This window comes from Bacillus sp. CCNWLW194, assembly GCF_037120585.1.
Classification (GTDB): Bacteria; Bacillota; Bacilli; order Bacillales; family Bacillaceae_G; genus Bacillus_A; species Bacillus_A basilensis.
The window spans coordinates 43,723-66,963 of the sequence record NZ_JBBBBL010000017.1 but is presented as its reverse complement, the minus strand read 5'-3'; the positions used below and the strand labels follow the sequence as shown (position 1 = coordinate 66,963).

At 35.0% G+C, this 23,241-nt stretch carries 21 protein-coding genes and 1 pseudogene; 7 read left to right on the top strand and 15 right to left on the bottom strand.

The window, feature by feature from the left end:
* Nucleotides 1–68: 68 nt before the first annotated feature.
* Nucleotides 69–1,124 (bottom strand): calcium/proton exchanger, encoded by a 1,056-nt coding sequence (cax, locus tag V7S50_RS27985; RefSeq protein WP_063221661.1) that lies wholly within the window; start codon nt 1,122–1,124, stop codon nt 69–71.
* A gap of 178 nt (nt 1,125–1,302) precedes the next feature.
* On the opposite strand from cax, the gene V7S50_RS27980 reads away from it, so the two are divergent.
* The 3 genes from V7S50_RS27980 (at nt 1,303) to V7S50_RS27970 (ending at nt 2,554) form a co-directional block, all read left to right on the top strand.
* The gene (locus tag V7S50_RS27980) at nt 1,303–1,719 is read left to right on the top strand and encodes a pyridoxamine 5'-phosphate oxidase family protein (protein ID WP_000550210.1); all 417 of its coding nucleotides are present in this window, start codon (nt 1,303–1,305) and stop codon (nt 1,717–1,719) included.
* A gap of 153 nt (nt 1,720–1,872) precedes the next feature.
* Nucleotides 1,873–2,019 (top strand): BH0509 family protein, encoded by a 147-nt coding sequence (locus tag V7S50_RS27975; protein ID WP_000817786.1) that lies wholly within the window; start codon nt 1,873–1,875, stop codon nt 2,017–2,019.
* Nucleotides 2,020–2,125: 106 nt separating this feature from the next.
* Complete coding sequence (locus V7S50_RS27970; RefSeq protein ID WP_000100306.1) at nt 2,126–2,554, top strand: EamA family transporter; 429 nt, start codon at nt 2,126–2,128, stop codon at nt 2,552–2,554.
* A gap of 8 nt (nt 2,555–2,562) precedes the next feature.
* Here the strand turns inward: V7S50_RS27970 and V7S50_RS27965 are convergent, their stop codons facing one another.
* Nucleotides 2,563–3,159, bottom strand: a complete 597-nt coding sequence (locus V7S50_RS27965) for a DedA family protein (RefSeq protein ID WP_063221660.1) — start codon at nt 3,157–3,159, stop codon at nt 2,563–2,565.
* Nucleotides 3,160–3,633: 474 nt separating this feature from the next.
* Here V7S50_RS27965 and V7S50_RS27960 point away from each other — a divergent pair, with 474 nt between their 5' ends.
* Nucleotides 3,634–6,396, top strand: a complete 2,763-nt coding sequence (locus V7S50_RS27960; protein ID WP_242256203.1) for a tetratricopeptide repeat protein — start codon at nt 3,634–3,636, stop codon at nt 6,394–6,396.
* An 81-nt stretch (nt 6,397–6,477) separates the two neighbouring features.
* Here V7S50_RS27960 and lepB read toward each other — a convergent pair.
* From lepB to V7S50_RS27945, 3 genes and pseudogenes are all read right to left on the bottom strand, one after another.
* A pseudogene (gene lepB / locus V7S50_RS27955) lies at nt 6,478–7,013 on the bottom strand (signal peptidase I).
* Nucleotides 7,014–7,233: 220 nt separating this feature from the next.
* On the bottom strand, nt 7,234–7,914 hold the full coding sequence (locus V7S50_RS27950; RefSeq protein ID WP_242256204.1) for a lysoplasmalogenase: 681 nt from the start codon (nt 7,912–7,914) through the stop codon (nt 7,234–7,236).
* A 122-nt stretch (nt 7,915–8,036) separates the two neighbouring features.
* Complete coding sequence (locus V7S50_RS27945) at nt 8,037–8,987, bottom strand: DMT family transporter (RefSeq protein ID WP_242256206.1); 951 nt, start codon at nt 8,985–8,987, stop codon at nt 8,037–8,039.
* Between the two features lie 270 nt (nt 8,988–9,257).
* On the opposite strand from V7S50_RS27945, the gene V7S50_RS27940 reads away from it, so the two are divergent.
* Entirely contained in the window at nt 9,258–11,183 is a 1,926-nt protein-coding gene (locus V7S50_RS27940) for a heavy metal translocating P-type ATPase (RefSeq protein WP_242256208.1), read from the top strand.
* Between the two features lie 184 nt (nt 11,184–11,367).
* Here V7S50_RS27940 and V7S50_RS27935 read toward each other — a convergent pair whose 3' ends face one another.
* From V7S50_RS27935 to V7S50_RS27925, 3 genes are read right to left on the bottom strand one after another with little or no spacing between them, the layout of a single operon-like run.
* Nucleotides 11,368–12,228: a YihY/virulence factor BrkB family protein gene (locus V7S50_RS27935; RefSeq protein ID WP_212955407.1), complete on the bottom strand. Its 861-nt coding sequence runs from the start codon at nt 12,226–12,228 to the stop codon at nt 11,368–11,370.
* Nucleotides 12,229–12,234: 6 nt separating this feature from the next.
* A complete protein-coding gene (locus V7S50_RS27930; protein ID WP_242256210.1) occupies nt 12,235–12,750 on the bottom strand; it encodes a DUF4075 domain-containing protein in 516 nt (171 codons plus the stop codon).
* A 53-nt stretch (nt 12,751–12,803) separates the two neighbouring features.
* On the bottom strand, nt 12,804–13,268 hold the full coding sequence (locus V7S50_RS27925) for a low molecular weight protein-tyrosine-phosphatase (protein ID WP_060629402.1): 465 nt from the start codon (nt 13,266–13,268) through the stop codon (nt 12,804–12,806).
* Between the two features lie 174 nt (nt 13,269–13,442).
* Between V7S50_RS27925 and V7S50_RS27920 the strand changes: the two genes are divergently transcribed.
* Both V7S50_RS27920 and V7S50_RS27915 read left to right on the top strand, forming a co-directional pair.
* On the top strand, nt 13,443–13,667 hold the full coding sequence (locus V7S50_RS27920; RefSeq protein ID WP_000366197.1) for a DUF1128 domain-containing protein: 225 nt from the start codon (nt 13,443–13,445) through the stop codon (nt 13,665–13,667).
* A gap of 192 nt (nt 13,668–13,859) precedes the next feature.
* Nucleotides 13,860–16,526, top strand: a complete 2,667-nt coding sequence (locus V7S50_RS27915; RefSeq protein ID WP_242256212.1) for a cation-translocating P-type ATPase — start codon at nt 13,860–13,862, stop codon at nt 16,524–16,526.
* Between the two features lie 60 nt (nt 16,527–16,586).
* Here V7S50_RS27915 and V7S50_RS27910 read toward each other — a convergent pair whose 3' ends face one another.
* From V7S50_RS27910 to V7S50_RS27880, 7 genes are all read right to left on the bottom strand, one after another.
* On the bottom strand, nt 16,587–17,669 hold the full coding sequence (locus V7S50_RS27910; protein ID WP_060629400.1) for a toxic anion resistance protein: 1,083 nt from the start codon (nt 17,667–17,669) through the stop codon (nt 16,587–16,589).
* Nucleotides 17,670–17,687: 18 nt separating this feature from the next.
* The gene (locus V7S50_RS27905) at nt 17,688–19,319 is read right to left on the bottom strand and encodes a YceG family protein (protein ID WP_242256214.1); all 1,632 of its coding nucleotides are present in this window, start codon (nt 19,317–19,319) and stop codon (nt 17,688–17,690) included.
* Nucleotides 19,320–19,428: 109 nt separating this feature from the next.
* Entirely contained in the window at nt 19,429–20,220 is a 792-nt protein-coding gene (locus V7S50_RS27900; RefSeq protein WP_000025707.1) for a TerC family protein, read from the bottom strand.
* A 73-nt stretch (nt 20,221–20,293) separates the two neighbouring features.
* A complete protein-coding gene (locus V7S50_RS27895) occupies nt 20,294–20,872 on the bottom strand; it encodes a TerD family protein (protein WP_242256216.1) in 579 nt (192 codons plus the stop codon).
* An 80-nt stretch (nt 20,873–20,952) separates the two neighbouring features.
* Nucleotides 20,953–21,537, bottom strand: a complete 585-nt coding sequence (locus V7S50_RS27890) for a TerD family protein (RefSeq protein WP_000146724.1) — start codon at nt 21,535–21,537, stop codon at nt 20,953–20,955.
* A 23-nt stretch (nt 21,538–21,560) separates the two neighbouring features.
* Complete coding sequence (locus tag V7S50_RS27885; protein ID WP_001974780.1) at nt 21,561–22,157, bottom strand: TerD family protein; 597 nt, start codon at nt 22,155–22,157, stop codon at nt 21,561–21,563.
* A 128-nt stretch (nt 22,158–22,285) separates the two neighbouring features.
* The gene (locus tag V7S50_RS27880) at nt 22,286–23,164 is read right to left on the bottom strand and encodes an ROK family protein (RefSeq protein WP_242256218.1); all 879 of its coding nucleotides are present in this window, start codon (nt 23,162–23,164) and stop codon (nt 22,286–22,288) included.
* Nucleotides 23,165–23,241: the final 77 nt, after the last annotated feature.

Here is a 23,241-nt window from a genome sequence, read left to right as displayed (position 1 = left end):
CTTCCTACGTAAAGGTATATACTACTTTGTTTATTGTTTTCTCTCAGCACAATTGTTATCCCTATTTTTCATAATAAATAAAAACCAATTCCCATAATGACATACGCCGCTAATAAAGTGCCTCCTTCAAACCAGTTTGTATCACCATCATTTGAAATCGCAATCGTTAAGAAAACAGCTGTAATCATAGAAACAAGTTCTGGTATGGTAAATACTAAAGGCATCCTATTTGCAAAAAACATGGATAACAGTACTAATACAGGAGCAACAAACATGGCAATTTGTAATGTAGAACCTACTGCGATTTCGACTGCAATATTTACTTTATTTTTATAAGCCATAATAATTGCAGATGCATGTTCCGCTGCATTTCCAACAATCGCAACGATAATAACCCCTATAAATAGTTCTGACCAGCCAAATGATTTCGCGACTGTTTCAAATGTATGCACAAGCGCCTCTGACACATAAGCTACCGCAATTGTCGCTATCGCTAAAATGAGTAACGCTTTTCCTTTTGACCACTCTGGCTCTTCTTCATGAGCGACTTCATCACTTTTATGTTGATATACACCGCGGTGCGTAACTAACTTAAATAGCAAGGCAGCAAGGTACATAATGATCATAATAATAGAAACACCTATACTTAATTGATATGTCTTTCCAGCGTCCATCTTCATTGAAAAGATCTCTGGAATAACAAAGGCTACAACAACAGCAAATATTAATAAAGCTGAATTATGCCTTGCATCATACACATTAAAACTTTGTCTTTTGTATTTAAGACCTCCTACAAAGAAAGATAGTCCCCCTACTAATAGTAAATTTCCAAGTACAGATCCTGTTAAAGAGGCTAATACCACTTCAATTAATCCCGCTTGAAGTGCGAAAATCGAAATGATTAGTTCAACAGCATTACCGAAAGTAGCATTTAATAATCCGCCTATTCTAGGTCCAGAGACAATTGCCAAACTTTCTGTCGCTCTCCCCATAAAACCCGCTAACGCGATAATCGTAATACAATACACAGCGAACATAATTGTTTGGGGCCAATGAAATGTTTTTCCAAGTACAGACAGTGGTACACCTATAAGCGCTACTATAAGAAATATTTTATTAAACATGCTTTTCATCCTTCCATCGTATGTATTTCTCCTCAGTATTATTATTATTCTTCTCCTAACTTGTCCGATTTCATCACAATTACGTTTAAAAAATCGGATTGAAGAAAACAGTATGAAAGATATTTAAATTATCTTGTTTAAACAAAGAAAATATAAATTAGGAAAAGAGGTAAAAAATATGCACTTAAAAGAAAAAATCGCAACAATTATTCAAGGACAAAGAACTGGTGTATTATCAACTGTACGTAACGATAAGCCGCACAGTGCCTTTATGATGTTTTTCCACGAAGATTTTGTACTATATGTTGCAACAGATCGACAATCAAAAAAGATAACAGATATCGAAAACAACCCAAATGTCCATGTACTACTTGGACGAGAAGGAAAAAAATTAGATGAAGATTATATTGAAGTTGAAGGCTTAGCTTCAATCGAGGAAGACTCCACATTAAAAAATAAGTTTTGGAATAATAGCTTAAAACGTTGGTTACTCGGTCCTGAAGACCCTAATTACGTATTAATAAAAATCAATCCTGACACAATTTATTACATCGATGGTGCCGGTACGACGGAGCCCGAGTTTTTACGACTATAAAATAAAACAAGCCCCCTTTAGGTGGGCTTGTTTTGTCGAAAAGTTCTTCTAAAAAAACAATAAAATAGGTGGAACTTTCTAAAGATTCTGTTATATAATAGCAGTAACTTAAATAAACTGTATTAAAACAGATTGAGAGGAGAAATAAAATTGATGAAAAGAGAAGAACGCAAAAATATGATTGAGTTTATCGAAAAGAAAAAAGGGATTGAGCGTGACGAATTATTGTTTATGACAGACGATGAAGTAGAACATATTTATAATGTAACGTACTTTTTATATGAGGAAATTGCAGAGTAGTATAATAATCCCCACCTTATTAAAAATATAAGGTGGGGATTATTTCATTATTAATACATGAGAATGGTTTTCATGTATAATAATGTAAGATTGGAGGAATTTTACTATGAGTTCATGGCTCTTATTCGCACTATTATCAGCAATTGCTGCTGCCCTTGTATCTATTTTCGGTAAGATTGGTTTAGATGGAATCGATGCCAATGTTGCTACGACGGTTCGTTCTATTATTATGGCATTATTTATGGTAGGCGTTATTATTATACAAGGTAAATTTCAAAATATTGGCGACGTACTACTAAATAAAAAAGCACTGCTCTTTATCACATTAAGCGGGGTTGCTGGTGCTTCGTCATGGCTATTTTATTTTCTTGCCCTCAAAACAGGGAAAGTTTCACAAGTGGCTCCTGTCGATAAACTAAGCGTCGTATTTTCTATCATTCTCGCTATGATTATACTCGGCGAAAAGTTAAACTTTATGACTGGTATTGGTGTTGTCTTTATTACAGCTGGTGTACTATTTATTGCTTTCAGCTAAAAAAACCGCTACTCGCGGTTTTTCTTTTTCTTTATGTAAAACCATACAATACATGTAACAACTACTGAAATGGATATAATCCATATGCCATAATGATGTAAACTATACTCAACGAAACGCCACTTCTCTCCCAACTTCCAGCCAAGTCCAATAAAAACACTTATCCAAATAAGCGCACCACCGTAAGCGTACAAACAAAAACGCCAAAGCGTTAAATTCGACATCCCAGCAAAATATGCTGTTAAATGACGCACTCCCGGGATAAAGTAACCAATCATTAAAAGAAATGGGCCATATTTTTCAAATAAAATATGTGTTTTTTCAATGTGATGTTCCTTAATTCTAATTTTCGGCCCATATTTTTTTAAAACAGGGAGTCCAAGTTTCAAACCTAATATATAGCTTAATGTAATGCCTAACATTGCACCAGCCATCCCACTTAAAAACGCAGCAGTTCCTGACATAACTCCTTTTGAAACGTTATAACCAACAAAGGTCAATAAAAACTCATCTGGTATCGGTAATCCAACAATCCCACCGGCCAAAGCTATTATAATTCCAAAATACCCATAATGTGCGATTAACTCGCCAATATGTTGTTCCATTCGGAAGACACATCCTATGTACGATCGTTATTCCACATTGTGCCCTTTCTATCTTTCAGACAAACATGGTATACATATTCACTATACATTGTTTTTATAATGAACTCTACTTCTATCCATTTCTTTAGCAGGAAGAATGTGAACCATTAATCGGTGAGGATTTGTTCATCCTCGCTCATTCTTAGTACACATCAATCGTGCGCCAGACTCCCGCCTCCTTCCCTTATATTCACCGCTTTTCGAAGCGCCAGTCTTACTATCCACAAATAACAGGATTAAAAAATAAAAATTCATATGCTTGTTTTTTTGTTACAATAAAGGAAAGTTACTTTTCGCAACGGTTTAACTCTCAGGAAAAATGATATACCTAGCAAATACATAGTTTGGTCGATATAATGCAACTTCTACCTATTAAAAGAACATGCACCCTTTACATACAACATCATTTTTCTAAATTATACAGGGGGAACGAACATGACCATTGAAAATCAATTTATCCAAAAGGTTTACTATAAAACATTTTTAACAGAAGAAACTTCTACTCCAGTATCGGAAGTACTCGGTGAAGCATATATAAATGAATCTACAAATGAATTCTCCAATATTTCTAATATCCGCTTTGCTCAAGGTGAATTTTATTACCAAAATAAAGACTTTGAAGCAGCGATATTTAAATGGGAGAAAGTAAATAACGAACTTTCACTTTGGGCAACCAAAAATATTGCAGATTCTTATTTTGAACTAGGCTTCTTACCAAAAGCAGAAGAAATTTATCAATCTATCCAAACTGAAGATACAACTCTTACAATGGAAGTTTCCTTACAACTTCTTTCTCTTTACATCGAACAAGATCGTTTAGGTCTCGCCTTTAAGACAATTAGTGAGGCTGTTGCATTTCAACCTGACTATCCAAACATTACTACAATTGCTCGCTCATTCTATGAAAAACAAGAAGATTGGAATAACGCTATTGAACTTGCCGTTCAAGAAGGAATTCGAACAAAATCATTACACTGGTTCGATACTCTAATCAATTATGTGAATCAAGGATTTACGAAACAAAGTAAACCAGAATATTTCTATGAATCTTTAAAAGCTTTATATGCAATTGATCAAGTCCAATTTAAAGAACTTGTTATTGCTCTTTGGAACAGCTATCAAAATGAAAAATTACATCTACCTTGGATTCAAACAATAAATCATTTATTCTTGCATATTGAGACAGACAACAATGACGATTGGCATGAAATTGTTGAACGCTATCAAGATACGTACTTTGAATTAATTACTGGTGAGCATTTCATGCATGAAATGCAGGGACTTGTACCCGATCTATTAACAAATTGGTTTAGTTTAACGAAAGCAAAAGATGCCCTATTTGTATCTGCTGCAGTATTAGCGTGGAATGAAGTTTCACCTACAACTTTAGAGTCATTACTCGTAAAAAGTGCGGGAGCCCTACTCTCTAATTCAACAGCTGAAACAAATGTAAATATGGAAACCGTTTCTCATTTATTCGAAACAATTGCTGTATGGGCTGAAAAAAACGATGTGGATTTAAGTCATCAATTTACGTTACTCGTTCATGAACTATGTGATTTAAATGTTACACAATTACTAATAGCGGGAACTAGTGACCATGATAAATCATCATTCATCAATTCAATATTAGGAGAGAACATCTTAACTGAGACTGTAACAACTCCTATTCTATTTAAAGATGATAGCCAAACTGAAATAACAGAATTCACTGCGTTAGATGTACACAAGATACCGAACTTTGATGAATTCCATCAAATAATGGCTACACCTTCGGAGTCAGAACTTGAGAAAAAATGCATAGAAATTAAGTTACCAAGTAGATTTTTAAGAAAAAATAAATTTGCATTTCTTGTTACGCCATCTGTTCAAGGGCAAGTGGATAAAAACAGCCCATATTTTGAATACTTACAAGCAGCAGATAGCCTTATTTACGTATTAAATTCTGCTTCACCATTACATCGGGAAGAGCTTGATACATTACTTTATTTACGTGAACAAGTGCCAAATTTACAAATTCATTTCGTATTACACACAAATAATACGACCAATAATGAAAAGTTAATAAGTAAGATTAAAGTCCATTTCCCAAATGCACAGTTCTTCCCATACTCTCCTTCACAAGAGAGTAGCCAGCAACTTGGGGACGTGACAGAGTCTATTCTTTCTAATCTAGCTGGACGCGATATGGAACAAGAACGTATAGAAAAACTAATATGGTTTACTCAAAAGACAATCGCATACCTTGTAAGTGAACGTGTGGAATTAGAAAATACATTAGTGAAATCAGTACGATGGAATAAACATATCTCAGTGAAACTAAATGGATTTATTAACAATCTAACTGCTCTTGAAAAAGATAAAATTCGTTCTATTACAGAATCTTATCTTTTAACAAAAGAAGAAATTACACGAGATATCCATTCTCAAATTCCCGAATTATTACAGAGCTGTTCTGACCTTGTTCAAGAAGATAGTGATTTCAAATTAGTTCATGAAGAATTAAATACTGCAATGAACGAACGAATTCAAAAACATGTACAGCAAGTGCTTCTTCCTAAATTTACTGGGTTTATTCAAGAGTGGATTGAAACAGCACATAATGAATTTATTCAAGCTCAATCTTATTTAGATGAAATGAGTGAAACGTTTAATAAATTATATAAAGAAGAACGCATGAAACTTCCTTGCGATTTCAAATTATTAGATGATTGGCATCGAGATGTTGTACGCATGACAAATAGAATTACAGTATCGAACATCAATATTTTATTACGCTTTACACCGACACAATTTTTCTTAAAGAGTGCGGGAAAACTATTTGGTAACATGCAAAAAAATCAATCTATGCTCGCAAACAAATATAAACAATATATTGAAACGGAAGATTATACGGAAATTGCTCAAATGATTTCAAAACAATTCTTCCTTCAATTTGAAGTATTTGAAGGCGCATTAGAACGAGATATCATGATGTTCTTTAAAGATCCACTTAGCATATTGAAACAAAATGTAGAAGCAGCTCAACTTGAAATAGAGGAAGACGAACAAACGTTAGCAACGTTAAGAAGCAACCCAGAAACTTATCACGATCCGTTAGCATTCTTTAAACTGCAACTATTGCAGCACAAATTCGTTTTAAGTACGAACAGAAACAATGAAGACGTCTATGAATTTAATGAATCTCCTACGATTTAACATGAAAAACCAAGCAAACTAAAATCTCCTACGATTTAACATGAAAAACCAAGCAAACTAAAATTTGCTTGGTTTTTTAATTTAATTCATTATTTTCATATGTTCAAATGGATAATAAATTGCTGCTAATTCTCCTAATACATCCGCTTTATCAATAAGTCCTAAACCATTTCTACTATCTCTGCTTATTAAGCGATTATCTCCCATAACAAAAATCTTATTTTTAGGAACTGTAATTGGTCCAAAGTCCTCTGTTAAATTCATAAGTTTTTTTCAGCTTGTTTTTTATTACTATACAAATACGCTTCCTCTATCACTTCATGATTCACATATAATTGATCATTTCTCACCTCAATGACATCGCCAGGCAAACCAATAACCCTTTTTACATAAAAATTATCCGTCTTCACAACAATAATGTCTTCTCTCTCATAGCTTTCAAATTGCTTTGCCAACTTATTAACAATCACCTTATCCCCATCTTGTAGCGTTGGCCTCATAGATGCTCCTTTTACAGTCGTAGGAAAAAACACAAAAATTTTCGCCAAAAATACCAATAAACATGCAATTGCAATTGTTCCAAAGAATTCGCGCCAACGTTTTTTCTTTTGCATCATTCCACCATCTCATCATCTTTTTACTTTTATTATAAGTATTTCAACCGATTATTTTCTATAAAATTCTGAATTATATAATCATGATATCACAAACTTGAGAATAAAATTCTCATAAAGTGAAACTTTAATCAACCCGACTCCCATCTCAAACTCTACTAGAGCAAAATAGTAAAAAAGATACTCTCAAAATAGTCTATCCACCATTTTTGAGAGCATCTTTTTATAATCCCACATATACAATACACATTTGAGCCGCTACATATGTAAACCAAATCCAAAGTGGTTCATACTTTAATTTGCGCCCTCCAATATCTGTCACGCCTATAATAAAATCAGAAATCACAAATAGTAAACCACCAAAAGCTGGTATCCACCAAATTCCTGTATTCTCGTAGTATAAGGCGAATGCAAAGCAAGCCATTCCTCCAACCCACAATCCGTAAATTAGAGCTCCTATCGTAAACAATTTATCTTGTTTATCATTTCGGATAAAAAAGAACCACCCTATAATGAGAAAGAGTCCGTATACGAGTAAACCAATCCAAAAACCATTCCATGAAATGCCGGTTTGCAAAAATGCTTTTACATAAAAACAATGCGCAAGAGCGAAAGTAATCATCCCTCCAATTAATCTGTGACCAATTGGAATCAAACCTGCCATAAATAAATCTCCTACAGTTGATAACGTCATACCTAGTGCAACCCACGTACTATACTCTACTGATGGATCTTGTAACCATATCCAAATTGCACTTGCTGTTAAAGAAAAACTAAGAATAAGACGCACCGCTAAAGGTAACGGCATATTATTTGTTGTTTTTTTTGTCTGTCCTATTGCGTATATTGCACCAATTAAAAAAAGAATGATTTGTCCAATTAACACCATATAAAGTAGATTCATAACATGTTCTCCTCAATAAATGCTTTTTGTATCTTTTTTCGTTGCACCTAGTCTATTATCCTTTTTCTATATAAAAAAAGAAGAACAGTACTGTTCTTCCATTGTAATCGTTTTCCTATTATCTATGCTACTTGTTTTTCTTGCTCCACTTTCTGCTTAGCTGGCGTCCGATTCACCACAATAATTCCCGCGGCTACACATGCTAAACCGAATAATACAAACGAATGAATTGCTTCTCCTAAAATCATGCTCGATAATAACACACCAAATACAGGTATAAAGAACATATACATTGATACTTTTCCAACCTTGTTGTATTTCATAATTGTATTCCAAATGCAAAAGCCTGCTGCGGATAAGAAAGATAAGTAGATAAGCATAAGTATTGCATGTACACTAAATGTAAATGGCATGACTCCAACTTGCAGCGCCCCTATACATAATAGCCCGATAGAACCAAATATCATTTGGTATGCCGTCATATAGCCAATATCTAATGTTTTACTACCTTCTTTCGCCAATATGTTTCCATATGAATACAACATTGCTGCACTAAGAAGTAATAAGCTACCGATTCCGAAATGGAATGACAAACTACCATCACTCGGTACATTTACTAAAATGACACCACAGAAGCCGATAGAAACCCCAATTACTTTTCTCATATTAAGAGCATCATCTTTATATAAAAAATGGGCGAGTAAAATTTGAAAGAATGATGATGTTCCTGAAATGATAGCTCCTTCAATACCAGAACTATAGCTCATTCCAATATAAAAACATATATATTGAAGAAATGTTTGAAATAAACCAATCTGTACTAACTGCTTCCCCGTTCCCTTTTTGAAGCTCATATCTTTTCCTAACGCTTTAAAGAAGAATAAGAGCATTACTCCAGATAAAAAAAAACGATAGCCAGCAAATAATATTTGCTCCCCAACTTCTTGTGGCTGAATTCCAAGTTCAGCATAACTTAATTTAATAAAAGGGAATGCGCTCCCCCATAAAAAAGTCGCTACTATTGCAGCAATAAACACGCCAATCGGATGGGTAAAAAATTTCTCTGTCTTCACTCGTTGTCTTCCTTTCCGATCTTTTTATGAACAATATTCATATATACCAAAGGAAATGTGAAAACACAAGTTTTCAGTTTATATGCAAACAAAAACATATCATCTAAAGAAAACATATGCTATACTATAGAATAATTACAACATAATAACTATTAAAATCAGATTCAACAGAAATGCTGCTATCCATTATGGATGGCAGCTTTCGTCGTTTTATAGGGCTTTCGATTTTGATTCTTTTTCTCAATAAGAATTTGGAAGGAGCGAGTAGTAATGAACTCAGAAGTAAGAACATTACAAGTACAAAAGTCTATTTCTCATCCCTCTTTATGGGATACATTAAAGAAACATTATGAACTTATATTTGCAATCGCATCTGGTATTTTCATTTTAGCTGGTTGGTTATTCACAAAGAACGATGCAATGAATGTAGGCATTACTTGCTATATCCTTGCTTATATAGTTGGTGGATATGCAAAAGCGAAAGAAGGTATTGAAGATACAATTGAAGAGAAAGAGCTAAATGTCGAAATGCTCATGCTCTTTGCTGCTATCGGTGCTGCAATCATTGGCTACTGGGCAGAAGGCGCAATTTTAATCTTTATCTTCGCACTAAGCGGTGCAATGGAATCTTATACATTAAGTAAAAGCCAAAAAGAAATTTCGGCGCTTCTTGATTTACAACCTGAAGAAGCATTACGTATTTCAAATGGAACCGAAGAACGTGTTCCTGTTGGCCGATTACAAATTAACGACATTATTTTAATTAAGCCAGGTGAACGCGTTCCTGCTGACGGTACAATTCATAACGGTGAAACAAATATCGATGAGGCAGCGATTACTGGAGAACCTATTCCAAATGAAAAAAAACATGGCGATGAAGTATTTGCCGGCACTGTAAATTTACGCGGTGCTATCGAAGTTAAAATTACGAAGCCGAGCGATCAAACATTATTCCAAAAAATTATCCGTCTCGTCCAAAGTGCACAAAGTGAAAAATCACCATCGCAACTATTCATCGAAAAGTTTGAAGGAACATATGTAAAAGGGGTACTACTCGTTGTTGCGCTTATGATGTTCGTCCCTCATTTCTTACTTGACTGGAGCTGGAATGAAACATTTTATCGTGCAATGATCTTACTTGTAGTCGCATCTCCTTGTGCACTCGTTGCTGCCATTACACCAGCAACGTTATCTGCAATTTCTAACGGAGCAAGAAACGGCATTCTCTTTAAAGGTGGCATACATTTAGAACGCCTCGCTTCAGTAAAAGCCATCGCCTTTGATAAAACAGGGACATTAACACAAGGTAAACCTACCGTAACGGATGTATATGTTCGAGAAAATATAACAGAAAAAGAAGTACTTTCTATTACAGCAGCAATTGAAAGTCACTCTACACATCCTTTAGCTGAATCTATTGTGAAATATGCACAACATACGTATGACATTGCATTAAAAAAACCAGAAAATGTTGAAGATGTAACTGGTTTTGGACTAAAAGGAATATTCGAAAACAAAGCTTATAAAATAGGTAAAGCTGATTTTATTGGTGAAGAAACAAAAGCTTTTCATAATGGTATTTCTGCCTCACTTGAAAAAGAAGGTAAAACTGTCGTTTATATTAGTGATGAAGATGGTATCCTTGGACTTATCGCTTTAAAAGATACGCTTCGCCAAGAAACAATAGCTGCTATTCTCGAATTACAAAGCATTGGTGTCAAAGCAATTATGATTACTGGAGATAATGAAGAAACAGCAAAAGCAATTGCCTCCGAAAGTAATATAAAGGAATATTACGCATCATGCTTACCAGAAACAAAAGTTGAAACAATTAAAAAGCTAAAAGAAAAATACGGGACAGTAGCAATGGTCGGCGATGGTATAAATGATGCTCCTGCACTTGCTACTGCTAGCATTGGTGTCGCAATGGGTGAAGGAACAGACGTTGCTTTAGAAACTGCAGACGTTGTACTTATGAAAAACGAATTATCTCGACTTTCCCAAGCAATCCGTTTATCAAAACGAATGAACCGTATTGTAAAGCAAAACGTAATCTTTTCACTAGCTGTAATTGCAATGCTGATTTGTTCAAACTTCTTGCAATTTTTAGCTCTGCCATTCGGTGTTATTGGACATGAGGGAAGTACGATTCTTGTTATTTTAAACGGGTTACGATTATTAAAAGGAAACAATTAAAACGGGTCCCTCATAAAGGACCCGCTTTTTTTAATGGTAGCTATTATGCCCGTTCGCACTACCACTCGTTTTATGCTTTGGATGCGAACTGCTCTTTTGTTTATTGTTATTTTTATTGTTGTGATTCTTTTTATTATTACTCATGAAATATCCCCCCTGTTCCTTATTATTATGGAACAAGAAGTCATTTTTCATTACGGGAATTATTGTCACCCGTCCTATAATGATGGAGTAAACCATTAATTTCGCCGCCAAGTAAAATTACCCATCCAGTTAAGTAGAACCATAACATTAAAACAATGATACCACCGAGACCACCATATGTATTCGCGTAATTCGCAAACTTATCTACATAATAAGCAAATGAGTACGATACCACAATCCATCCGATAGTAGCAAATAAAGCCCCTGATACAACTTCTCTTCTCTTTAATTTTCGATCAGGCGCAAACGTATATAAAAAGCTAAATAATGCAAACAAAACAAAGAAACTTGACACTAAACGCGTAATACTCCACGCATAAGAATAAGTATCTGATAAGCCAATTATTTCTGCCCCAATTACTTGTCCAAATACTGGGACAAGTAATGCAAACACAATCATAAAAATGATTGCTAATGTAAACAAAATAGATAAAGCTCTAGTTTTAATAAAAGAGCGAGTTTCTGTTACATCATACGCACGGTTAAAAGCGTTCATAACCGCATTCACTCCATTTGAAGCAAACCATAGCATCGATAGTAAACCAAATGATAATAAACCACCATTTTGCTCATTTACAACTTTATCTACGTTTACTTCAATTAAGTTCATTGCATCTTCCGGTACGTACGGTTCTAATAAATCGAGCACACTTTCTGTTTGAAGGTCAATGAATCCAAGAAGCGTAATTAAGAAAACAAGCCCAGGAAAAATCGCAAGCAAGAAGAAATAAGCGAGCTGTGCTGCCAAGCCCGCTACATCATCGCGCATCGTCCGGTCATACAAATCTTTACCAAACGAATAAGTACGATTTCTTCTCACCTTTTCTAAAATTTTTCTCATATATGTTTAAACGCTTTTCTTCTCTTCTTTATCTTGCTTCAACTCAATGTACGCTTCAGTTTTTTTTTCCTCTACATTAGAGTCTTTCATAAATAATTCACGCGCTTCTTTCATACCGCCATCTTCAGCAACTACTGGCTCTTCTTCTACTTTCAGCTCATCTACTTTTGAAGATACAGCTTGAATTTCAATCGTTTCTGGCTTCTCTGCTGTCTCAACTTTTTTCTTACTAAAAATTTCTTTCGTTTCTTTTAACGTTTCTACAACAGACGGCGTCAATTTTTTAATTTCCGCTACTTTCGCTTTCACTACGTTTAAATCAGCAAGTTCGCGTCCTTTATCTGTAACAGTTTGCACTTTTTCTTTGATTTTTGCGTTTTCACCAATTTCAATCATCTTTGTTTTTGCTTTTTCTGCTGTATTTTTTACTTTTTCACGGTTTTCTTTCTTTAACATAGATACAGCTACACCTGCAGCTACACCAATCGCAATGTTTCGAGCAATATTATTTTTCTTTGCCATATTCCTTCACCCTTTCATTTCTTATGTTAGAAAGTATTTCTTTCTAAGCTTCCTCATATTCCTTGTTCATTTCGAATGAAAGCTAATAGCTTTACACACCCTTCTGTTACAAGGTCATATACTTCTTGGAAATTCCCTGTATAGTAAGGGTCGGGAACGTCTGTCCAGCCACCGTCTGGAACAAAATCGGACAGCCTACCAATATAGCCTCCAGTTTTACCTAAACTTTTTAAATCTGCTATATTCTTGTTGTCCATGGCAATAATATAATCAAACTTTGTTAAGTCTTCTTTTTCTACTTGCCTTGCTTTAATTCCTTCAAAAGTGACTGCATTTTCTTTTAAAATTTTTTGTGTTCCTTTATGTGGCGGATGACCAATATGCCAATCTCCAGTTCCCGCAGAATCAATGACAATTTTCTCTTCGAGTCCCTCTTTTACGACAAGATCTCGAAAAATCGCTTCTGCCATTGGAGAACGGCAAATGTTCCCAAGACAAACAAACAATACTTGAACCATATTTTTGTTTCTTCCCTTCTTGGTGCATTTCTTAATATATACTTATAGTATAAACAACCAATTATTAAATATAAAGGAAATCCCTACTAATTTAATAGGATTGAAAAGATTCATTAACGAAAATGATAAAAAATGTTAAGATATCCTTATGTTATTTTAAAGGGGGACACTTCGGTGGATTTATCCGTAAAGTCAGAAGAAAACGTTGAATATATGGTCGAAGCTATTAAAGAAAAATTACGTATGGTTAATGCTGGAGCGATGAGAGCTGCTAGCTTTAATGAAGAAATGTACGAAGACTTACGTGACATTTATGAGCATGTTATGAAACGTGAAACATTCAGTATTAGTGAAATGCAAGCTATTACAGAAGAATTAGGTACATTAATTAAAAAGTAAAAAAAGCCTCGCTTATATGAGGCTTTTTTTATTTCTAACAAATTCATGACAACTCTTCTCTTTCCCTCACCCAACTGTAAAATACTGTACAATGGAAGTAGAACCTCACCTTAGATTTTTTCTCCATACATACTACTCACAAATAATAGCAACACTACCATTGCTAACTGTTTTTACTGGAGGTGCTTACTTATGAGCAATTGGTACAGTAAGACGAAAGATCAAATATTAACAGATTTTAAAACACATGAACAAAATGGCTTAACAACCGAAAGCGTAAATGAACGCTTAAAGCAGTTTGGTCCAAATGAATTAACAGCAAAACAAAAGCGCACTTTATGGCAGCGGATTTTTTCTCAAATTAATGATGTCCTCGTATATGTCCTTATTATTGCTGCCCTTATTTCTGCCTTTGTAGGTGAATGGGCTGATGCCAGTATTATTGCGCTCGTCGTAGTTTTAAATGCTGTTATCGGTGTCGTCCAAGAATCGAAAGCAGAACAAGCTTTAGAAGCACTAAAAAAAATGGCAACACCTAAAGCCATCGTAAAACGAAACGGTGAGCTAAAAGAAATTCCATCCGAACAAGTCGTTCCAGGTGATATTGTCATGCTAGATGCGGGACGTTATATCCCATGTGATTTGCGACTTATCGAGACCGCAAATTTAAAGGTTGAAGAATCTGCTCTAACTGGTGAGTCTGTCCCTGTTGATAAAGATGCAATCTACCACCCTTCCATGCAAAGTGATGAGCAAGTACCATTAGGCGATCAAAAAAATATGGCCTTTATGTCTACTCTTGTTACATACGGACGAGGTGTCGGTGTTGCTGTTGAAACTGGAATGAACTCACAAATTGGTAAGATTGCTACCCTGTTACATGAAGCAGACGATGATATGACACCACTTCAAAAAAGCTTAGCACAAGTCGGAAAATATTTAGGATTTGTCGCTGTAGCTATTTGTATCGTTATGTTTCTCATCGGCTTTTTACAGGGACGGGATACGTTAGAAATGTTTATGACTGCTATTAGTTTAGCCGTTGCAGCTATCCCAGAAGGCTTGCCAGCTATCGTTTCCATCGTTCTTGCAATTGGTGTACAACGTATGATTAAACAAAATGTTATCATTCGGAAACTACCAGCTGTTGAAGCCCTCGGTTCTGTCACAATTATTTGTTCAGATAAAACAGGTACGTTAACGCAAAATAAAATGACCGTTACTCACTTTTATAGTGATAACACATATGATCGCTTAGAAAGTTTAAATGTCAATAATGATGCGCAGCGTCTATTGTTAGAAAATATGGTGCTATGTAATGATGCGTCTTACAATAACGAATCACAAACCGGAGATCCGACTGAAATTGCTCTTCTCGTTGCGGGAAGCTCTTTTAACATTCAAAAAGACGATTTAGAAAATAAACATAAACGTGTTAACGAAGTACCTTTCGATTCAGATCGTAAAATGATGTCAACAGTGCATACATACGATGAAAGCTACTACAGCATGACAAAAGGCGCCATTGATAAACTTTTACCTCACTGTACCCATATTTTTAAAAACGGCAAAATCGAGGTTTTAACTGATTCTGATACAAATCAAATATTAGAAGCTGCCGGGTCAATGTCTCAAGAAGCTTTAAGAGTACTTTCATTCGCATTTAAACAATACAACTCAAGCGATGTGGATACAGAGCATCTTGAAGAAAACCTCATCTTTATTGGTCTTGTCGGTATGATTGATCCACCGCGTATAGAAGTAAAAGATTCAATTACAGAATGTAAAAAAGCCGGTATTCGCACAGTTATGATTACTGGAGACCATAAAGACACCGCCTTTGCCATTGCCAAAGAACTTGGCATTGCTGAAGAAATATCTGAAATTATGATTGGAACTGATTTAGATAACATTTCAGATACAGAATTAGCAAATAAAATTAATCATTTAAATGTCTTTGCTAGAGTCTCTCCAGAACATAAAGTGAAGATTGTAAAAGCTTTACGTGCGAAAGGAAATATCGTTTCTATGACTGGTGATGGTGTTAATGATGCTCCATCTTTAAAGCAAGCAGATGTTGGCGTAGCGATGGGCATTACAGGAACAGATGTTGCAAAAGGAGCAGCCGATGTGGTGTTAACAGATGATAATTTCTCATCTATCGTGAAAGCTGTTGAGGAAGGTAGAAATATTTATCGTAACATAAAAAAATCAATTCTCTTCCTACTCTCTTGTAACTTTGGAGAAATTATCGCTTTATTTTTAGCGATTTTACTTGGCTGGGCAACACCATTACGCCCAATCCATATTTTGTGGGTCAATTTAATTACCGACACACTTCCTGCACTATCACTTGGCGTTGATCCTGAAGATTCAGATGTGATGAAAGAAAAGCCACGCCGTGCGAAAGAAAGCCTATTTAGCGGTAGCGTCCCTTTTCTTATTTTCAATGGCGCTCTAATTGGACTTTTAACGCTAGCAGCCTTTATCGTCGGGGCAAAATTCTATACTGGAGATACAAATTTATTCCCTCTTTTCCCAGAACGAATTGATGAAGATGCTCTATTACATGCTCAAACAATGGCATTTGTTGTTCTTAGTTTTTCTCAGCTCGTTCATTCATTTAACTTGCGCTCAAGAACGAAATCGATTTTTTCAATTGGGATCTTTACAAATAAATATTTAGTCTTCTCCCTTCTTATCGGTGTTCTTATGCAAGTTTGTATCATCTCCATCCCGCCCCTTGCAAATATATTCGGTGTGCATGCATTAACGATGCGAGATTGGGGATTTGTTCTTTTATTAAGTATCATTCCACTTGTTGTGAATGAAATCATTAAATTAGTGAAGAAAAACTAAAAGGCAATGAGGACTATTCCTCATTGCCTTTTCATTTATCCCACTGATTAAAGTTTCACTTTATCCTTGTAATTCTTTTTTGATGTTCTCTGTTAATGTAGCCATACGTTTGCGGCTTTCTTCACGCTCACGTTTATTTTGTTCTTCAATTTGTTGTGTTTCTTGCATGCCTCTTGAAATAATGTTCCAAGTTTCCTCAAGTGTTTCCATTTTAATACTAGAAGAACCTGATAATCTCGCTACTTCCACACTTTGCGTTGCGATGTTCTGTGCATTTTTCTTAAGTAATTCATTTGTACGGCGATCCAGTTCAGCCATAGAATCTGCAACAAGCTTTTGACGCTTTGCATTTACCGCCTGAATGATACCATTTTTAAAGATAGGAATCGTTGTAATAAATGCGGTATTGATTTTACCAATTAATTTATTATTACCACGTTGAATCATACGAATTTGTGGTGCTGTAAGTAGTGCAACCATACGCGCTTTTTCTAAATCATCAATACGCTGTTCTAAAATTTCAACAGAGTTTTTAAGTGATTCTAATTCAATACCTGCTATTTGATCATTATTACGTACGCGCTCTTCATACATCGGAACTAACTCTGTATTTAAACGCTCTAATAACATTTCTCCTGCTACTACGTACTTTTCTAAGTCTAAGTAATATTTTAAGTTTTGCTCATATAAACCATCTAACGTACCAATTGATTTTTTCATTTCATCTTGATACTTCGTAATTTCTACATACACTTTATCAATTTCACGGCCCATCGTTTGATACTTACTAAAGATTTGTTCAATCATTTTATCCGCTTTTTTGAACATACGTGAGAAGAAACCACTTTTCTCTTCCGCAAAGTCTTTGCTATCAAACCTATCCATAATTTTGCCAAGTTGTTTTAATAATTCACCTGAATCTTCTATTTTTGATAATGACATTGTATGTAAAATTTGATCAGCAAAACGTGAAATCTCCATAGAAGGTTCTTTTCCAAGTTCAATTAATTCTAACTGATCTTTAATATCTACCGCATTATAAATACGTTGTACATCCGCATCTTGTCTAAGTTGTAAGCGAACATCTTGTGCTGTTTGCTCATTTAATTCTGTTTTCGAATCTAGTACGACTGGGTTATTCATATGGTATTCTCCCTTTCCTTATAAAAATGGACGAAATAGTCCTTTTATTGTTTGTGATAAATTTTTATAGGCTGATGAACCATGAAACTCAAGATCGAAATTAACTTCTTCAAGCCAATGTGAATCAAATGCCCCTGCTTCAATATACGGTTCAATATCGTTTCTTCCCGTTGGATTGAAATGGAATACATCTACTCCAATTTGATTTAAAAATAGTAATAAAACAGCATCAGAACGAGTTAATTCTCCACTCTTCTCATTATTAAATATAACAATTTTCGGTACATCTTGTGAATAATCAAATTTCTCAAGCTGTTCTAACATATTCGGTGGTATTTGAGAGAGTTGTGCGAAAACATATAGCGCTACATCTTGTTTCGTTTCTTTTGCAATTGGTTTACACATTTCACTTTCACACGTATGGATAATCGCCTCTGCAATCCCATGTTGTAAACCTTCCGGTAAACGCTTATGCGGCCACCAATGGCTATTCATAATTAAATCTGGATGTAATTTCCCCCCGCGGTCTAATGCATCTCGATAATGATATTGGAAATTGGCTTTTTGTTCTTTTGTAAACGGGAATGTATTAATTAATAAACTGTTATCAAATGATGTAACAGCCTTTAATCGCTGAAAATATTCTTTATCATTCTTTGAAACACCTGATATTTTCGCAAATAAAGAAGGGATATAAATGTGTTTATTCTCAACAAAGAATGTCGGGCGCACAAATGCCTTTTCTTTCGTAATTAAAAAGAGTTCATCGTATGTCGTTTTTAATGTACGGGCTACAGGCGTATAGGAACGGAATTGCCACGGCTTGTATAATAGTGAATTATCGTGGTGAAGTACTTGTTCAATTTCCTTTGAAGCTTGATACGCTACTGTTGCAACACGCTCACGACGGCGATCTGGAAATGGTTCAAGAGAAATCCGGCTTGGATGAGACACAACAAAACTTCTTCCTTCCTCATCAACATTCTCAAATCCATCTTTTCCTTCTGGGTGATAATAAAGCACATCACAACCGAGCATAATAAGAAAGTATAAGAAATATATACGGCTTTCCTGTGCATCACCGTACCAAATAATACGTGGCATTTGTTTCTTATAATTAATCGTAGAGAACCACTTTGCGACGTAATTTTCGCTTAATTTAATCATGTCGATTAAGAAACGACGAAAGCCTTCTGTCTTTAAAGATTGATTATGTTGTTTCTCATATAATTTCAATACTGAAATAAACGTCGTATGTATATAATGCTGTAAATCAGGATTGTCTACTTTCGGTAAAAGTTGTTTCCCAGATAAGTGTGCCACTAACCTATTTACTGTCAAACCATTTGGTGCTTCTTGATGTAATCCGAACACTTCTTGAATATGACGAAGTTTTTCCGAATCGATTACTTTGTTTAAATTTTGTTCGTGTAAAACTTCGATTCCTTTCGCTTCACTATAATCAAATAGGTCATTAAAATATTCATCTACATCATTAGGAACGCCGAGGATTCGACATGCTATATAACTAAATTTCATCTCATTCTCTGTCAGCTCATATTGTGGACGTTTTTCTAAAAGTGTTTCAAATTGCTTTAAATCTGATTCATCTTTTAATGCATATGGTTGAAGTGTAAAACGTGAAAACACAACAGTTCACCTCCAAAAACATTTACGTTTTTTCTAAGTCCTTCTTCTATTATAAACTATTTTTGGTTATAAAAAATGGGCGCTCGCAAAACGAGCAAACCCATTTCAATTATTTATGATTATTTTTAGTAGCTGCAACTTCTTCTTTAGCTTGTCCAGAATTCTTCATGTAGTGAAGTATAAATGTTGCTCCAAATGCTACAACTAAAATAATAAAGAACAGTGTATGACTAATATGAATATCAATTAGAGACAATAGCATTTTCGATGCGATAATTAAGATTAAAATATATGCTGTCGTTTCAAGCTCTGGAATACGCTCTAACAATTTTAAGAATACACCAGCGATACCACGCATCATTAAAATACCAAGCATTCCACCTAATAATAGAATCCAAACTTCATTTGATACACCAAACGCAGCAAGTACGCTATCTACAGAGAACGCGATATCCATTAATTCGACCATCGCAACCGTTCCCCAGAAGACACCGAACATTCTAAAGAGAATACTATTTTGATTCATACCATGAGCTTCTTCTTCTTCACTTGCACCTTTACGCTTATCAATAAAGTATTTCACTGATAACCAAGCAAGGTAAAGTGCACCAAGAAGTTTTACCCACCATAATTTAATTAAGAACATTCCGATTCCAATTGCAATAAATCGGAATACATAAGCTCCAATAAGTCCATAGAATAATGCTTTTTTACGTTTTTCTTCCGGAAGGTGTTTTACCATTACTGCTAATACAAGTGCGTTATCAGCAGATAATAATCCTTCAAGTACAACAAGTGTACCAATTAATCCCCAAGATACTGGATCCTGCAACACTTTAATCCACATGTCCAAGTCGAAAAACTGAGCATACGTATCAAGGATTCCTTGCAAAATACTCATCTTACCTTTATCCCCTATTCTTTGCTAGATTTATAGAAAGGTCAAAAAAAGGAAACGAATATCGTTTCCCTTCTTATGCATCCAAGCCATACGCTCTTACAAGCGCACCTAAACCACCTTGGAATCCACTTCCTACTGCATTAAACTTCCACTGTCCATTATGACGGTATAATTCACAAAAGACAACTGCTGTTTCGATGGAGAAATCTTCCCCTAAATCAAAACGAAGAACTTCTTCGTTTGTTTCTTCATTTGCTAAACGAACAAATGCGTTTCCGACTTGTCCAAAGTTTTGATTACGGCCTTCTCCATCATAAATTGTAACTGTAATAGCAATTTTATGAACATCTGCTGGAACCTTTTTCAAATCTACAACAAGTTGCTCATCATCCCCGTCGCCTTCACCTGTACGGTTATCTCCTGTATGTAAAACAGATCCACAAGGAGACTGTAAATTGTTATAGAAGATAAAATCAGTTTCCTTCGTACATTTTCCGTTCGCATATAATAAAAAAGCAGATGCATCTAAATCGAAATCTGATCCACCATCATAAGATTTAATATCCCAACCAAGACCAATTACTGCTTTTGTTAAACCAGGGCTTGTCTTACCTAAATCAATCTTCTGTCCTTTTTGCAATTGAATTACCATTTATATTCACCTCTATATTTTAATCTTAAAAAATATATCCATCAGTAAACATCTGTTTCACCGATGGATATATCAATCTATTACTCTACATCTAAACCGAAATTATTACATAGAGACGCTAATCCACCTTGGAATCCACTTCCGATTGCATTGAACTTCCAGTCACCTGCATGACGGTATAATTCACCTACTACAACAGCTGTTTCAATAGAGAAATCTTCTCCTAAATCGTAACGAATTAATTCTGCATTCTTTTCTTCATCTAAAATACGTACGAAAGAGTTAGAAACTTGTCCGAAGTTTTGGCTACGGCCTTCTCCGTCATAAATTGTAATTGTGAAGCAAATACGTTCGATATGTGCAGGTACATTTTTCAAATCTACTTTAATCGCTTCGTCATCACCTTCACCGTCACCAGTTCGGTTATCTCCCAAATGCTCTACAGCACCATTCGCACCTTTAGGGTTATTATAGAAAACGAAATCCTCTGCACCTGAAACTTTACCGTTAGCACCTACTAAGAAAATACTAACATCTAAATCGAAATCGTTTTGTCCGTCATAACGATTCGTATCCCAACCAAGTCCTACAAGAACTTTTGAAAGACCTGGATTCGTTTTTGTTAAGTCTACCTTTTGTCCTTTTTTCAATGAAATTGATGCCATATTCAATTCCTCCTCGGTTTATTTTATTGATAACGTGATACAATCTCACTTAAGTTTTTATCTTGTGTGCCTTCTCCAACAGCTGAAAACTTCCATTCACTTCCGTGGCGATACATTTCACCTGCGATTAGAGTCGTTTTTCCAGCATAATTATCCGATAAATTATAGCGCGCTAATTCTTCGCCAGTTTGCGGGTTTTGAATACGAATATATGCATTACGAATCATCCCGAAATCTTGACGACGATTTACACAGTCATAAATATTTACAACGAATACTAAACGATTAATACGGCTCGGAACTTTATGTAATTCTACGAAAATTGTTTCGTCATCACCAGCGCCTTCACCTGTTAAATTATCTCCTGAATGAATAATACTACCACAAGTAGAAAGCTTGTTTCCGAAGTAAACTAAATCGTTTTTGTTTACAAAACGATCCCCTTCTAACATAACAACAGATGCATCACAATCTACATTTGGTTTACTTCCAAATAATGAAGACAGAAACCCACCTGATTGCCCAATTGGATCCCAGCCTAAGCCAACCTGTAGTTTTGCTACTTTTGGTTGTCCTTTCGTTAAATCGATCTTTTGACCTTTTTCTAAAATAATAGGCATGAAGTTTCTTCCTTTCTACAAAGCATTTTCCAAGGCGGAAAATATTGTATTCTTCCCTTATATTGTAGCATTATTTACCTAGTGATAAAAAGGATAAATTCTCAGTTATATGAAAACATTCATATAATTTACTTATGATGATGTAAGAAGTGGTAAATAGAACCAATCATTCCTGCGCAATTACCGTTTTGCGCAAGCTCAATCTCACAATTACTATAAATCTCTTTGTGTAAATATTTTTCTACCTCTTCTTTTACTTCTTTTAAGAACTTATTTCCTCTATCAGTAATTCCGCCACCTATAACAATCATTTCTGGATTAAAAATATAAGCAAGATTACTAATCCCAATAGCTAAATGTTTAAAGAAAACTTCAACCGCTTGCGTAACTTCCCTATCCCCTTTATCATACAATTCGAAAATCGTTTTTCCATTCCACTCACTTTCACCTTTATATTTTCGTACAAGATGAATTAACCCTGAAATGGAAGCAACCTCTTCAAACGTTTTCCCTTCTATTAACATATTTCCCCATTCACCAGCACTAAATGAATGTCCTCGGTACAATTCTCCATCTATAAAAATCGCTCCCCCAATCCCAGTTCCAAGGGTAAGCATAATAAAGTTTCTTTTATCTCTTCCAATACCGTTCCACTTTTCTCCAAACGCTGCACAATTCACATCATTGTCAATGGATACAGAAACTTTTAATATCGCTTGCAATCTATCAATAATAGGAATTGTACTATAGCCTGGAATATGATCCGCACCTCCCGTCACAATCCCTTTATTAACGTCAACAATTCCCGCAGTACTAATACCAATTCCCGAAATCGTATGTTCACTCATTAATTTTTTTGATAAAAGAATGAGTTTTTGAATGATTTGTTCCCCACCCAAATGAATTTCTGTTGGAACTGTTTTATGCTTTAGTACTGTTCCTGTTTCTGAAACAATTCCATATTTAATTTGTGTACCACCAATATCAAATGCAATATATGCTTTCATCTGCTGTCACTTCCTCTACTGTAATGCATGTAAAATTCTCACTGCTCTACTATTTATAAAGTGAAACTTTAATCAGT

What these genes read in the sequence shown, in the direction of transcription:
- V7S50_RS27975 (WP_000817786.1), top strand. Translation starts at nt 1,873, where the DNA reads ATGAAAAGAGAAGAACGCAAAAATATGATTGAGTTTATCGAAAAGAAA.
- V7S50_RS27895 (WP_242256216.1), bottom strand. Translation starts at nt 20,872, where the DNA reads ATGGTAATTCAATTGCAAAAAGGACAGAAGATTGATTTAGGTAAGACA.
- V7S50_RS27940 (WP_242256208.1), top strand. Translation starts at nt 9,258, where the DNA reads ATGAACTCAGAAGTAAGAACATTACAAGTACAAAAGTCTATTTCTCAT.
- V7S50_RS27965 (WP_063221660.1), bottom strand. Translation starts at nt 3,159, where the DNA reads ATGGAACAACATATTGGCGAGTTAATCGCACATTATGGGTATTTTGGA.
- V7S50_RS27880 (WP_242256218.1), bottom strand. Translation starts at nt 23,164, where the DNA reads ATGAAAGCATATATTGCATTTGATATTGGTGGTACACAAATTAAATAT.
- V7S50_RS27900 (WP_000025707.1), bottom strand. Translation starts at nt 20,220, where the DNA reads ATGAGTATTTTGCAAGGAATCCTTGATACGTATGCTCAGTTTTTCGAC.
- V7S50_RS27980 (WP_000550210.1), top strand. Translation starts at nt 1,303, where the DNA reads ATGCACTTAAAAGAAAAAATCGCAACAATTATTCAAGGACAAAGAACT.
- V7S50_RS27925 (WP_060629402.1), bottom strand. Translation starts at nt 13,268, where the DNA reads ATGGTTCAAGTATTGTTTGTTTGTCTTGGGAACATTTGCCGTTCTCCA.
- V7S50_RS27915 (WP_242256212.1), top strand. Translation starts at nt 13,860, where the DNA reads ATGAGCAATTGGTACAGTAAGACGAAAGATCAAATATTAACAGATTTT.
- V7S50_RS27970 (WP_000100306.1), top strand. Translation starts at nt 2,126, where the DNA reads ATGAGTTCATGGCTCTTATTCGCACTATTATCAGCAATTGCTGCTGCC.
- V7S50_RS27935 (WP_212955407.1), bottom strand. Translation starts at nt 12,228, where the DNA reads ATGAGAAAAATTTTAGAAAAGGTGAGAAGAAATCGTACTTATTCGTTT.
- V7S50_RS27960 (WP_242256203.1), top strand. Translation starts at nt 3,634, where the DNA reads ATGACCATTGAAAATCAATTTATCCAAAAGGTTTACTATAAAACATTT.
- cax (WP_063221661.1), bottom strand. Translation starts at nt 1,124, where the DNA reads ATGTTTAATAAAATATTTCTTATAGTAGCGCTTATAGGTGTACCACTG.
- V7S50_RS27930 (WP_242256210.1), bottom strand. Translation starts at nt 12,750, where the DNA reads ATGGCAAAGAAAAATAATATTGCTCGAAACATTGCGATTGGTGTAGCT.
- V7S50_RS27890 (WP_000146724.1), bottom strand. Translation starts at nt 21,537, where the DNA reads ATGGCATCAATTTCATTGAAAAAAGGACAAAAGGTAGACTTAACAAAA.
- V7S50_RS27950 (WP_242256204.1), bottom strand. Translation starts at nt 7,914, where the DNA reads ATGAATCTACTTTATATGGTGTTAATTGGACAAATCATTCTTTTTTTA.
- V7S50_RS27885 (WP_001974780.1), bottom strand. Translation starts at nt 22,157, where the DNA reads ATGCCTATTATTTTAGAAAAAGGTCAAAAGATCGATTTAACGAAAGGA.
- V7S50_RS27910 (WP_060629400.1), bottom strand. Translation starts at nt 17,669, where the DNA reads ATGAATAACCCAGTCGTACTAGATTCGAAAACAGAATTAAATGAGCAA.